Source organism: uncultured Ruegeria sp., from assembly GCF_947504215.1.
In the GTDB taxonomy this organism is placed as follows: domain Bacteria; phylum Pseudomonadota; class Alphaproteobacteria; order Rhodobacterales; family Rhodobacteraceae; genus Ruegeria.
Map to the genome: position 1 here is coordinate 72,124 of NZ_CANNGO010000013.1, position 11,979 is coordinate 84,102.

12 protein-coding genes are annotated in these 11,979 nt (G+C 57.3%); 3 read left to right on the forward strand and 9 right to left on the reverse strand.

What is annotated here, in order from left to right:
* Position 1: 1 nt before the first annotated feature.
* From zwf to Q1B21_RS18740, 3 genes are all read right to left on the reverse strand, one after another.
* Complete coding sequence (gene zwf, locus Q1B21_RS18730; RefSeq protein WP_299892046.1) at positions 2-1,447, reverse strand: glucose-6-phosphate dehydrogenase; 1,446 nt, start codon at positions 1,445-1,447, stop codon at positions 2-4.
* A 161-nt stretch (positions 1,448-1,608) separates the two neighbouring features.
* Entirely contained in the window at positions 1,609-3,852 is a 2,244-nt protein-coding gene (ptsP, locus tag Q1B21_RS18735; RefSeq protein WP_299892050.1) for a phosphoenolpyruvate--protein phosphotransferase, read from the reverse strand.
* A gap of 46 nt (positions 3,853-3,898) precedes the next feature.
* Positions 3,899-5,137 (reverse strand): aspartate kinase, encoded by a 1,239-nt coding sequence (locus tag Q1B21_RS18740; RefSeq protein WP_299892051.1) that lies wholly within the window; start codon positions 5,135-5,137, stop codon positions 3,899-3,901.
* A gap of 165 nt (positions 5,138-5,302) precedes the next feature.
* On the opposite strand from Q1B21_RS18740, the gene Q1B21_RS18745 reads away from it, so the two are divergent.
* Positions 5,303-5,659, forward strand: a complete 357-nt coding sequence (locus tag Q1B21_RS18745) for a hypothetical protein (protein ID WP_299892054.1) — start codon at positions 5,303-5,305, stop codon at positions 5,657-5,659.
* On the opposite strand, the gene Q1B21_RS18750 is transcribed toward Q1B21_RS18745, so the two are convergent.
* The 5 genes from Q1B21_RS18750 to Q1B21_RS18770 form a co-directional block, all read right to left on the reverse strand.
* Positions 5,653-6,291 carry an SDR family NAD(P)-dependent oxidoreductase gene (locus Q1B21_RS18750; protein ID WP_299892056.1) on the reverse strand — a complete coding sequence of 213 codons (639 nt, stop codon included), beginning with the start codon at positions 6,289-6,291 and terminating at the stop codon, positions 5,653-5,655. The two genes, Q1B21_RS18745 and Q1B21_RS18750, sit on opposite strands and share 7 nt — an antisense overlap.
* A 3-nt stretch (positions 6,292-6,294) precedes the next feature.
* On the reverse strand, positions 6,295-6,750 hold the full coding sequence (locus Q1B21_RS18755) for a DUF1178 family protein (protein ID WP_299892059.1): 456 nt from the start codon (positions 6,748-6,750) through the stop codon (positions 6,295-6,297).
* Positions 6,751-6,822: 72 nt separating this feature from the next.
* A complete protein-coding gene (locus Q1B21_RS18760; protein WP_299892062.1) occupies positions 6,823-7,284 on the reverse strand; it encodes an NUDIX hydrolase in 462 nt (153 codons plus the stop codon).
* Positions 7,285-7,421: 137 nt separating this feature from the next.
* On the reverse strand, positions 7,422-8,165 hold the full coding sequence (locus Q1B21_RS18765; protein ID WP_299082763.1) for an EcsC family protein: 744 nt from the start codon (positions 8,163-8,165) through the stop codon (positions 7,422-7,424).
* A 53-nt stretch (positions 8,166-8,218) separates the two neighbouring features.
* Positions 8,219-8,713: a GNAT family N-acetyltransferase gene (locus Q1B21_RS18770; RefSeq protein ID WP_299082765.1), complete on the reverse strand. Its 495-nt coding sequence runs from the start codon at positions 8,711-8,713 to the stop codon at positions 8,219-8,221.
* Positions 8,714-8,784: 71 nt separating this feature from the next.
* Here Q1B21_RS18770 and Q1B21_RS18775 point away from each other — a divergent pair, with 71 nt between their 5' ends.
* Together Q1B21_RS18775 and Q1B21_RS18780 are read left to right on the forward strand one after the other, a co-directional pair.
* On the forward strand, positions 8,785-9,390 hold the full coding sequence (locus Q1B21_RS18775) for a flavin reductase family protein (protein ID WP_299082767.1): 606 nt from the start codon (positions 8,785-8,787) through the stop codon (positions 9,388-9,390).
* Complete coding sequence (locus tag Q1B21_RS18780) at positions 9,390-10,031, forward strand: CatB-related O-acetyltransferase (RefSeq protein ID WP_299892067.1); 642 nt, start codon at positions 9,390-9,392, stop codon at positions 10,029-10,031. Before Q1B21_RS18775 ends, Q1B21_RS18780 begins: the two co-directional genes overlap by 1 nt.
* Positions 10,032-10,061: 30 nt before the next feature.
* On the opposite strand, the gene Q1B21_RS18785 is transcribed toward Q1B21_RS18780, so the two are convergent.
* Positions 10,062-11,696, reverse strand: coding sequence for a SulP family inorganic anion transporter (locus tag Q1B21_RS18785; RefSeq protein WP_299892069.1), 1,635 nt, complete (start codon positions 11,694-11,696; stop codon positions 10,062-10,064).
* Positions 11,697-11,979: the final 283 nt, after the last annotated feature.

The window sequence follows — 11,979 nt, forward strand, 5'->3', positions numbered from 1 at the left end:
ATTACCCTCCGATCTGGCGCCAGCGGCGACCATCGCGATGCATCAGCATCAGTGCTTCTTCCGGGCCAGAGCTGCCCTGATCATAGCGGGACGGGCGGTCGCCGCGCTCTTCCCAACCATGAATGATGGGATCGACCCAGGCCCAGGCGGCCTCGGCCTCATCCCCGCGCATGAACAGGGTCTGGTCGCCACGGATCACGTCCATGATCAGGCGTTCATAGGCATCGGGGGATTGTGAGTCGTTACCCAGCGCGTCGGCAAAGCTCATGTCCAGCGCAACGTCGGACAGGCGGAACCCGCCCTGCCCGGGTTCTTTGATCGTGGTGCGCAGGGTGATGCCTTCGTCCGGTTGCAGTCGGATCACCAGCACGTTGCCATGCAATGGACCGACATTGGGAAAGATCGTGTGAGGTGGGTCGCGGAAGAACACCGCAATCTCGGATTCGCGGGCGCGCAGGCGCTTGCCGGTGCGCAGATAAAACGGCACCCCGGCCCAACGCCAGTTGCCCACATGAACCTTGAGCGCGATGTAACTCTCGGTGCGACTAGCCGGGTCGCCGACATGATCAACATACCCGCCTTCGCCCTTATTGGCCCGGTATTGCCCACGGGCGATGTCAGCTTGCGTCACGGGTTCCAGCGCTTCGATCACCTTGACCTTTTCGTCCCGAACCGCATTCGAGGAGAACTTAGAGGGCGGTTCCATCGCCGTCAGACATAACAGCTGCACAAGGTGGTTCTGGATCATGTCCCGCATCGCGCCGGACTGGTCGTAATATGCCCCCCGCCCTTCGACACCTACGGTTTCGGCCACGGTGATCTGAACATGGTCGACATGGGTCGAATTCCACAGTGGTTCGAACAGGGAATTGGCAAAACGCAGCGCCATCAAGTTCTGCACGGTTTCCTTGCCCAGATAATGATCAATCCGATAAATCTGATGCTCGTCGAAACAGGCCCGTAACCCTTCGTTCAAGGCCTTGGCCGAGGCCAGGTCATGCCCAAATGGTTTTTCAACAACGATACGGCTGTCCGGTGTGGCCATTCCGTGATCATGCAGACGTTGGGCAATGCCGGAAAACAGGCTGGGGCCGACCGACAAGTAAAAGGCCCGAACGGCATCGTCGCGAAGCGATTTACCAAGGGCCTTCCATCCTGCATCACCAAGCGCATCGACTGATACATATTCAACCTGTTTCAAGAACCGATCGAGAGTATCTTTTTTAAAACTCGGCGCAAACTTTTGCATCGAAGCCCGCAAAAGATCACGGAACCCGTCGCTGTCCATGTCAGACCTTGCGGTGCCGATGATACGCGCCTTGTCCGGCATCTGCCCCACTTCAAAGCGGTGATACAGGCCGGGCAGGATCTTGCGTTGCGCCAAATCGCCGGTTGCGCCGAACAATACCAGATCGAACGGATCTACCGGAATTACGCGTGAAACCATCACCGGGCTCCTTTTGAGTTCACTGCGGTCAGCTTACCACGGTGTTTGCACTGGTGCGAAACACACAAAGCAAGACATGTTATCGCTAACATTTACCGCGTAGATAGAAAGGAGAGGCGCAAAAATCAAGCACAGTTTCGCGGATGATGCTGTTTTCCAGATCAGGCCTGACTGCGTAGCCACTCCATTACGGCAGGTCGAACGGATTGCTCACCGCGATGGCGAGCATCGGCAATGATCTTGCGGACCTCTTGCAAGTTCGACCGCAAAAGCAAGCTTTTGACTGGACCAATAGACGCTGGGCGCATTGACAGTGAGCGAATGCCCATTGCGGCTAGACACAACGCCTCAACCGGTCGACCAGCGTCTTCGCCGCAAAAACTGAGCGGAGTGTCTGAGATTTCGCAGCGTTCGACAACGCGTTCAATGAAGCTGAGGAAGCTGACATTGAGCGTGTCATAGCGGCGGCGCACCAATTCGTTTTCGCGATCGGCTGCGAAGAAAAACTGCTTTAGATCGTTGCCGCCAATAGAAATGAAATCCACCTCATCAAAAAACTTCTGCGGCGCAAAGCCCAATGAGGGTGTTTCCAACATCGCGCCGACCTCAAGCGTTTCCGGAAGCGCATGACCCAGTCGCTTTTCGCGTTCAATGGTCTTGTTGACCTCCCATCGGGCCTCGCGAAATTCATCTGCCTGCGCCACAAACGGAAACATGATGGTCAGCGGACGGCCGTTTGCCGCGCGCAGCAATGCCTGCAATTGCATCCGCATCACGCCGCGCTTGTCCAGACCGACGCGGATCGCACGCCAGCCCAAAGCTGGGTTCGGCTCGGCCACGTGCTTCATGTAGGGCAGAACCTTGTCCGACCCGATATCCAACGTGCGGAAGACCACACGTTTTTCCCCTGCCGCGTCCAGAACACGCTGATATTGCGTCACAAGTTCGGAACGCTTGGGCATTTTGTTGCGCACCAGGAACTGCAGCTCGGTCCGGAACAATCCGACCCCTTCGGCCCCTGATGTTTCAAGGGACGGCAGATCGGCCATCAACCCGGCGTTCATGACCATGTTGATCCGTGATCCATCCTGCGTGACCGTTGGCGTTTCCCGGATCGAGGCATAGCGTTCCTGCGCCTTGGCCTGCATGGCGATCTTGTCGCGAAAGGCACTGACTACGGTATCCTCAGGCCGCAGATGCACAACTCCCTGATCACCATCGACCAGAACATGATCCCCGTTCAGGGCTTCGGTCGTGATCCGGCCCACATGCACCACCAGCGGAATCGCCAGCGCGCGGGCCACAATGGTCGCATGACTGCCGACTGAGCCTTCTTCAAGCACGATCCCTTTGAGCGAGCGGCCATATTCCAGCAAATCTCCAGGGCCGATGTTTCGCGCGATCAGGATCGGGTCTGGCGGCAAGTCGGCACTGTCAGTCTTGCCCTGCCCTGTCAGAATGCGCAGAAGCCGATTGCTGAGGTCATCCAGATCGGCCAAGCGCTCGCGCAGGTAAGGATCTGTAACCTGTCCCATGCGGGCACGCGCCTGAGACTGTTCCTTTTCCACCGCAGCCTCAGCGCTAAGGCCAAGCGCAATGTCCTCTTCCATTCGGCGCATCCAGCCTTTGGAATTAGCGAACATACGATAAGCTTCCAGAACCTTCAGTTGGTCCTTGTCGCCCCCTTGGGAAATTTCCAGCATCTTGTCGACGCCAACACGCAGTTCCTCGACCGCCTCGGTCAAACGTTCGCGTTCACGATGGGGATCTTCGGCAATGGGATTGGTGACAACGACGCGCGGTTCGTGCAGCCAGACATGGCCTTCGGCCGATCCTTCCTGTGCCGGGCCACCGCGCAACAAAACAGATTGCTGGTGCAGCGGCGACAAAGCGGCGCCCTCACCAACAAATGCGCCCAGTTCGGCCATTTCGGCCAGGACCATGGCAACCACTTCTAATGCGTAAATCTCATCGGCAGTAAACTCGCGCGCTTCACGTGATTGAACGACAAGAACGCCCAGCTTCTGACCCAGACGCTGTACCGGCACACCAAGGAAAGACGAATACCGTTCCTCACCCGTCTCGGGCATGAAACGGAACCCCTTGGCCGACGGTGCATCGGCCGTGTTGACCACTTTGCCGGACTTGGCGACACGGCCCACAAGCCCTTCGCCCAGACGCAAGCGGGTTTTGTGCACCGATTCCGGAGACAGGCCCTCGGTCGCGCATAGTTCGAGCGTGTCTTCGTCACGGAACAGATAAATCGAGCAGACCTCGCGCTGAATGCTATCGGCAATCAGATGCGTGATCCGGTCAAGCCGTTCCTGACCGGCGGCTTCGCTCGCCATCTCTTCGCGTAACCGCCCAAGCAGCTTGCGGGATTCTGTTTCGGTGCCGTCCACCATGGCCCAACCAATTTAGTGTGTTAGGCGAGATCCTTGGCTGAGATGCTCAGGCCGCCTTGTCCAGTTCAAAGGCATCATGCAGTGCCTGAACCGCAAGTTCCATGTATTTCCGATCCACGAGGACGGAAATTTTTATCTCAGAGGTTGTAATGACCTTAATGTTAATACCCTCATCCGAGAGCACCTTGAACATTTTCGCCGCCACACCGGATTGCGAGCGCATGCCAATGCCCACAACCGAGACCTTGCAGACATCTTCGTCGGCAACCAGTTCGGCAAAATTCAACTCGCCGCTGTCCTTGATACCTGTCAGCGCCTGCTCTGCTCGTGCCACCTGATCGGTCGGGCAGGAAAAGGTCATATCAGTGCGCCCTTCGTCCGAGATGTTCTGCACGATCATGTCCACATTGACGCCCGCATCGCTGAGCGCCGTGAAAATGATTGAGGCGATGCCCGGACGGTCGGCCACCGACACCGCGGTCATTTTGGCTTCGTCGCGGGAATAAGCCACACCGGCCACAACATTGGATTCCATAATATCCTCCTCGTCACAGACCAGTGTCCCGGCCTCGTCTGTTTGTTCTTCAAAACTTGAAAGAACGCGCAGTTTCACCTTGTTGCGCATCGCCAGCTCGACAGAACGGGTCTGCAGCACTTTGGCCCCCAGCGAGGCCAGTTCGAGCATTTCTTCGAATGCGATCCGGTCCAGCTTGCGGGCCTTTTCGCAGATGCGCGGGTCCGTGGTATAGACGCCATCCACATCGGTATAGATATCGCAACGATCGGCCCCAAATGCGGCCGCAAACGCGACGGCTGTAGTGTCCGACCCACCCCGGCCCAGCGTGGTGATACGGCCTTCGGGGCTGAGACCCTGAAAACCGGCCACCACGGCCACCTTCATACCTTCGTCGAATTTCTGGCTGATATTCTCGGTCGGAATTTCTTCGATCCGCGCCTGGCTGTGAGCGCTGGTGGTCAGTAACGGCACCTGCCAGCCTTGCCAGCTGCGTGCGGGCACGTCCATCTCCTGAAGCGTCAGAGCCATCAGACCGGCGGTCACGTTTTCGCCCGAAGATACGACCGCATCGTATTCGCGCGCGTCGAACAAGGGTGATGTTTCGTTGACCCATCCCACCAGCTCGTTCGTCTTGCCCGACATCGCCGAAACGATGACGATAACGTCATATCCCTTGGCCACTTCGACGCCAACGCGTTTGGCCGCGCGGCGGATGCGATCAAGATTGGCAACCGATGTGCCACCGAATTTCATCACGAGTACGGGCATGGGGGCAAGTGTCTCCGCGCCTTGGATTTCTGGTCCCGTGCGTCTTATGCGAGGGGACCCGCAAGGGCAAGGGCGCAAACAGGACCCGCCTGCAGCGCAGGGCCGCTTTACAATGTGTTGGCGCAGTGCCAGCCTGTCAGCAACAGTTGTTCCAAGAGGTTATTCATGTACCGCTTAGCTATCGCCTTTGCCCTCATCTCGTCCCCTGTCCTGGCGCAGGTTGCAACGCAGACCGGAACCGACGGTCAAAGTGCACTGGGGACCGTGCCTTGCGCTGCCAAAGCAGGCGATCCGTTGCAAAGCTGTAACGCAGAACTGCGTCGACGCGATGACGGCACAGCGACACTGGCCGTGGCCATTGGAAATGGCGACGTGCGAAACATCTACTTCACTGACGGCGTGCCGGATTCCAGCAGCTCGACCTCACAGCTCACTTATGAGACCCGCGGCGATCTGCTGGTGATTTTCATCGAACCGGGTGAGGTTTATGAAATCCCCAAAGCGGCGCTGAACACTCAGTAAGCGTGCGGTTGCCCGTCATAGGTCTCAAAGCAACCCGTGGCATCCAAGGATAAGGCGTCAAAACGATCGATCAGACCTGTTGCGGCCTGATCGACATTGATGGCAGCAGCTGATCCACCCATATCCGTTTGCACCCAACCCGGGTGATAGATGCCCACGGCGATCCCGTCACTTTTGAGATCGGCGGCCAAATTGCGCCCCAGATTCAAAGCCGCCGCCTTGGATGCACGGTAGATATAGCTCCCGCCTGGTGCGCGGGTATGCGATGCCATCTGCGAAGAAATAATCGCTATTTTTCCCTGCGCGGCGCGCAAGTTGGGCAGTAGGGACTGAACCGTCAGAAACACCCCCGTAACATTGACCGCAAAGCTTTCGGCCCACATATCTGCCGGATATCCGTCGATGCTTTGGCCTTTGTCCAGATAAACACCGGCATTGCAGATCAGCAGATCGATGGGTTGCCCCTTCAATTGTCCAGCCATAGCCGCTTGCTGTTCAGGGTTTGAGACGTCCAGCCGAACCTGTGCACTTTCGTCGCGCGCTGTTCCTGTCACGTCGTCGCCGCGATCACGAAACCGATCTGCCAAGGCCAGCCCGATTCCACGATTGGCCCCGGTGATCACGATATGCATGGCTTAATTTGTCTTCCTACTGGGTACAAACGGAAGCGGAGCAACCGGCACGCCATCTTCCACCAATGCTTTGGCATCTTCGGGCTTGGCTTCACCATAGATTGCGCGATCAGGCGCTTCGCCCAGATGAATCTTACGCGCCTCGCTGGCAAAATCCTTGCCGACGTAATCCGAGTTCTCTTCTACCTTGCGCCGCAGCTCGGCCAGAACTTTTTCAACGTCAGGCGCGGCTGTCGCCACAGCGATGTCGCCTGACGGCGGAGATGCAGGCTCGAGTTGGGTCTTTTCCGCACGCGCCGGGCGGACGCGCGGTGTCATGATGGCTTTTTCAACCTCATCCGACCCGCAAATCGCGCAGGTCACCATGCCCGCTGCTGCGAGTTTGTCGAAGGCTTCAGCCGATTGAAACCAGCTGTCAAATGTATGGCCGTCAGTGCATTTTAGTGCGTATTGAATCATAGTCTTTCCAAAACACCGGTTGGCGAATAGATACCGACCGGCTTGGCAATATCAAGACATCCTATTGTCTCATCAGTGCAAAAATCGTTTAAAACTTCGCAAGATGGCTGCAAGATCCGGTGATCGGACCTTTGATGCCGCTTTCTTAGGCGAGCACCATTTGCGACTGCGTTCCGTTTTTTCGGGATAACTCGATGCCAAAGAGCGCACATATAGCGGAAACACATCCACCACGCATAGTACGATCCCCTGACCTGGACGTTGCTTAAGATACGTGAACTGGCCCAGTTTGTCTGAACTGCATTTGCCTTCTACTCCGGCCTCCTCCCATGCTTCCTTTGCTGCTGTTTCCGCTGGGGTCAGGCCGTTGATCAACCAGCCTTTAGGGACAATCCAGCGACGCGACCGTCTTGTGGTGATCAACAAAACCTCGGTGCGACCACGCTCGATCCTATAACACAAAGCGGCCGATTGCGGCAGAACAGGGCATTTCCTGTTCCCGTGCAGTGCATTTGGCAGAAGCCGTGCATTCATCGCGCCGACACGCCCTTCAATTGGATTCTTTACCTGTTTGCCGGGCCACTTTTGTTGTTCATATTTTGCGGCCGACTACACATTGCATACCATATGATGCGTTTATAGCCAAGTTCGGCCGCCTAAGCAGCTCTGGATCACATGCGGGCAGACAATTTTCGAACCAGTTCGTCATGTGGAATGTCGGCATCAATTGCCAAACGTCGCAGGCCAAAATGAACATGGGCAATCTGTTGATAGTAGCGTGCGTAAACAAAATTGGTTCCGCCTCCGGCCAGCGCCCCTAACACAGGGATGGATTGCGCCGCCAGTTTTTGCCCCAGTACAACTGAAAGCCGCGGTGCGACAGCAGCAATCAGCCTTTGCATCGCCGGGCCGGTCAGTGTGAGGCGCACAGAGAAAAAGCCCAAATCTGCGCCATCATCGTAAGACAACGGGCCAGCGGCGGACAAAACCCGAACACAATCGAACTTCACGTTTTCCTCTGCCGGATCAAATCCTTCGCGCGCAGCAGCACCCTGGATCGAGCGCAACAGCATGGTCGTTGTTGCAGGCAGTTCAACCAGGGCCGTGGAAACCCCACCCAAGCCCCCGGCCGCACCCATTGCGGTTGTTACAGCGGTGTTGACCCAGGGTTTTTGATCAGGAACCGCCCGTCGCGATCCCTGAGCTGCGTGAATGGCCGCCCACAACGCATGCTCAGTCGCCCCGGTCAGGCCTTGCCGCACCGGATCCGGCAATTGGTCGAGCAGCGATTCTGCTGACCCGCCCAGCTTGTTCAACAGTTTGACACCAGTTCCACCGGCCGAACGATAGTGATCCGCCAACCGGTCAAGCTCCGCCTCGGCATCCACTTTTTCGACAAGAACCATATCGTGCATCTGTGCCCTCCTGCCGGTTAAACATTGGCATTTAGCACCTTCGTTTCAATAGGTCATTGGGTCCAGCGCTTAACCGCACCGCGAACATCGGCCCAGACGCCGGGGATCAATTCCATGCCCAGAACACGGTCAGGGTTGGTCGGCGGTGGCATTTGAACCCCCTGCAACGGTATAAACCCAAATCGCTTGTAGTAGGGCGCATCCCCCACCAACATGACCCTTTGCCAGCCTTTGGCACGACCGGCCTCGACCCCGGCATGGATTAGATAACCACCCAAGCCTTCGCCTTGATGGGTAGGGTGAACGGCAACCGGGCCCAGCAGTAATGCATCATGTTCACCGACATGGACAGGCCAGAAGCGGATGGCGCCAGCCAGAATGCCCTGCCCGTCGCGCGCGACCAGAGACAGGCCCGCCACGGCGGGCACATCATCGCGCAGGCGGTACGAGGACAGCGCCTCGCGCCCAGGGGCGAAGCACAGGTCATAGAGCGCTTCGACCTCCCACCAATCATCCGGCTCTTCCGGTCTGATCCTGAACTGCTGCAACCTGCCCTCTTTTCCTTACTGGAATTCGCCCTAGCACTTCGGTACGCCTTGGGCAAACGCTTGGAGATCAGATGTTCTATCGCCCCGAAGACGGTCACGGTTTGCCGCACAATCCGTTCAACGCCATTATCACGCCACGCCCGATTGGCTGGATCTCGTCCCGCGATGCGGATGGGGTCAATAATCTGGCACCGTATTCGTTTTTCAATGGGGTCGCCTACACACCACCGCAAGTGATGTTCGCATCTACCGGAACCAAGCACGATCAAGATGGCGGCAAGGACAGTATCGCCAATATCGAAGCAACAGGAGTGTTTTGCGTCAACGTCGTGGGATATGCCCATCGGGATGCGATGAATGCCAGCTCTGCGGGGGTGGCGAAGCATGTCGATGAGTTTGATCATGCCGGTCTGGTCCCCGTTGAATGCGAAACCATCCCCTGTGCCCGCATCCAAGGCGCCCCGGCGTCGTTGGAATGCAAGCTGACCCAGATCGTGACATTGCAGGGTGAGGCCAACCGGGTGGTTTTTGGGCAAGTGACCGGTGTGCATCTGCATGACGACCATATGCGTGATGGCAAATTCGACGTCACCTCGTTCCGGCCTCTGGCACGGTTGGGGTATCGGGACTATTCCGTAGTGAACGAGTTGTTCAGTCTTTCAAGGCCTGACGACTGATGCCGCTACCTGATCCCAAACGCCGGTACCCGATTACGCTGCCCGATGGGTCCGATCACAAGGGCACGGTCTTTCTGTCCCAAGCGATAGATCATCCCTGTTTTGAGGCCGGGGCCTATAGCTATGCCTCGGATTTTGATGCGCACGAGGATTGGGCCACGCGGCTCGCCCCCTACCTGTTTCCCTTTTCGCGGGAAAAGCTGGTGCTGGGCAAGTTCTGCCAGATTGCACATGGCGTGCGGTTCATCACATCTTCGGCCAATCACGCTATGGACGGGCTGACCTGTTTTCCGTTTCAGGTCTTTGATCCGGACCGCATGTCTGGGTTTCAACCAGATACACGCGATACGGTTGTCGGACATGACGTCTGGATTGGATATGGCGCGCTGATTCTGCCAGGGGCGCAGATCGGCACTGGTGCAATCATCGGCGCTGGTTCGGTGGTACGGGGCGCTATTCCGCCCTATGCAATTGTCGCCGGCAACCCGGCCGAGATAAGCAGGCTTCGGTTTGAAGATGATACAATCGATGCCCTGTTGGCGCTTGAGTGGTGGGATTGGCCACCCGAGATCATCACCAAGGCCGAAAGTGCCTTGATGGCCGGGGATATTCGCGCCTTGGAAAACATAGCGCCTAAGTAAAAGACGGCCAAATAGGCCGCCTTTCAAAACTCAGTGCCCGCCCAGAATGCCGGTTCTGACGGAATAGTCGACGGCCAACTCGTAATCCGGGTCATCGTCACTGTCGACCATCAGGTGCCCGGCCTTGTTCAGCAGCTTGTGGCAATCCCGACTGAGGTGTCGCAGCATGACGCGTTTGCCAGCAGCTTCATATTTGCCCGCGATATTCTCGATCGCCTGCAAAGCCGATTGATCGACCACGCGGCTGGCCGCAAAATCAATAATGACGGTTTCAGGATCGTTTGATACGTTGAAGATTTCCAAAAAGCCTTCGGACGAGCCAAAGAACAGCGGGCCTTGGATCTCATATACTTTGGCACCCTTTTCGGTCTCGGATTCACGGGTGATCGCGTGGATGCGTTTCGCGTTGTTCCAGGCATAGGCCAGTGCCGAGACGATCACGCCAACCACAACAGCGACCGCGAGGTCCTCCATCACGGTGACAACCGTCACCAGAACGATCACAAACGCGTCGGTCAGCGGCACCTTGCGCATGATGTTGAACGAGTTCCAGGCGAAGGTGCCAATCACAACCATGAACATCACACCGACAAGAGCAGCCAGTGGGATTTGTTCGATCAAAGGTGCGGCGAACAAGATGAATATCAGCAAGAACATGGCTGCAGCGATCCCGGCCACCCTCGTGCGACCACCGGATTTCACGTTGATCATCGACTGACCGATCATTGCGCAACCGCCCATACCGCCAAAGAAACCAGTGGTCACGTTAGCAACACCCTGCGCGATACATTCCTGCGATGCCCCACCCCGCTTGCCCGTGATCTCACCTACAAGATTCAGCGTCAGCAGCGATTCAATCAAGCCAATCGCGGCCAGAATGACGGCATATGGCAGGATGATCTCAAACGTTTGCCAGTTCAGTGGAACCATCGGGATGTGGAACATCGGCAATCCACCTTCGATTGAGGCCAGATCGCCAACACGCGGCACGTTCAGGCCAAAACCGATCACCAGCGCTGCGACCACGACGATCCCGGCCAGCGGTGCCGGAATAACGCGTGTGACGCGCGGCATCACCCAGATCACGGCCATGGTCAAACCGACAAGACCCAGCATGGTATATAGCTGCAGACCCGAAAGCCACTCGCCCCCACTCATGCCATGACCGGTGTTTTCCATGGTGCCCGGGACTTTGAACTGCCCCATCTGGGCTAGAAAAATCACAATCGCCAGACCGTTCACAAAGCCCAGCATCACCGGATGCGGCACCAACCGGATGAACCGCCCCCAATGCATCGCGCCTGCGGTGACTTGCAAAATACCCATCAAAACAACTGTCGCGAAAAGGTACTCGACCCCGTGCTGCGCGACCAGCGCCACCATCACCACGGCCAGCGCCCCAGTCGCGCCCGAAATCATGCCCGGGCGGCCACCGATCAGTGCGGTGATCAGGCCCACCAGAAATGCCGCATAGAGGCCGACCAGTGGGTGGACACCTGCGACGAAGGCAAAAGCCACCGCCTCGGGCACCAATGCCAAAGCCACAGTCAGGCCCGACAGCAACTCGATCCGCAACCGCGATACGGTCAGGCCTTCGTCAGGCGACCAGCGCAGATCGGGAATGGCAAGGCGTTTGGCAAAGCTTGCCAGCATGGCTCGGGGCATCGGGTTGTCCTGTGGCTTGGGTCTGTTGGCGCGAAGGCGCCCTTGTACCTGTCATAGCCCCATCGGGATACCGCGCCAACCGGGATGCAGATATGCGCTTTACGCATAGCTATGCGTAAAGCGCCCCATGATCTTAAACCAATATCCGCGTCAAAGCCTAAAGCGAACTTATCCCGACAAAGCGGCAAGCACTGATTGGATATTCTTCTGCCTGTGACAGGCCAAATTTTGTTGCGTTCTGCCTTCACTCCACCTTTCCTGACGCAACCCGCATGCAGGAGAA

Excerpts from the sequence above, each read along its gene's own strand:
- Q1B21_RS18785 (WP_299892069.1), bottom strand. The coding sequence starts at position 11,696 with ATGCCCCGAGCCATGCTGGCAAGCTTTGCCAAACGCCTTGCCATTCCC.
- Q1B21_RS18760 (WP_299892062.1), bottom strand. The coding sequence starts at position 7,284 with ATGAATGCACGGCTTCTGCCAAATGCACTGCACGGGAACAGGAAATGC.
- ptsP (WP_299892050.1), bottom strand. The coding sequence starts at position 3,852 with ATGGTGGACGGCACCGAAACAGAATCCCGCAAGCTGCTTGGGCGGTTA.
- Q1B21_RS18750 (WP_299892056.1), bottom strand. The coding sequence starts at position 6,291 with ATGCATATCGTGATCACCGGGGCCAATCGTGGAATCGGGCTGGCCTTG.
- Q1B21_RS18755 (WP_299892059.1), bottom strand. The coding sequence starts at position 6,750 with ATGATTCAATACGCACTAAAATGCACTGACGGCCATACATTTGACAGC.
- Q1B21_RS18765 (WP_299082763.1), bottom strand. The coding sequence starts at position 8,165 with ATGCACGATATGGTTCTTGTCGAAAAAGTGGATGCCGAGGCGGAGCTT.
- Q1B21_RS18780 (WP_299892067.1), top strand. The coding sequence starts at position 9,390 with ATGCCGCTACCTGATCCCAAACGCCGGTACCCGATTACGCTGCCCGAT.
- Q1B21_RS18745 (WP_299892054.1), top strand. The coding sequence starts at position 5,303 with ATGTACCGCTTAGCTATCGCCTTTGCCCTCATCTCGTCCCCTGTCCTG.
- Q1B21_RS18775 (WP_299082767.1), top strand. The coding sequence starts at position 8,785 with ATGTTCTATCGCCCCGAAGACGGTCACGGTTTGCCGCACAATCCGTTC.
- zwf (WP_299892046.1), bottom strand. The coding sequence starts at position 1,447 with ATGGTTTCACGCGTAATTCCGGTAGATCCGTTCGATCTGGTATTGTTC.
- Q1B21_RS18740 (WP_299892051.1), bottom strand. The coding sequence starts at position 5,137 with ATGCCCGTACTCGTGATGAAATTCGGTGGCACATCGGTTGCCAATCTT.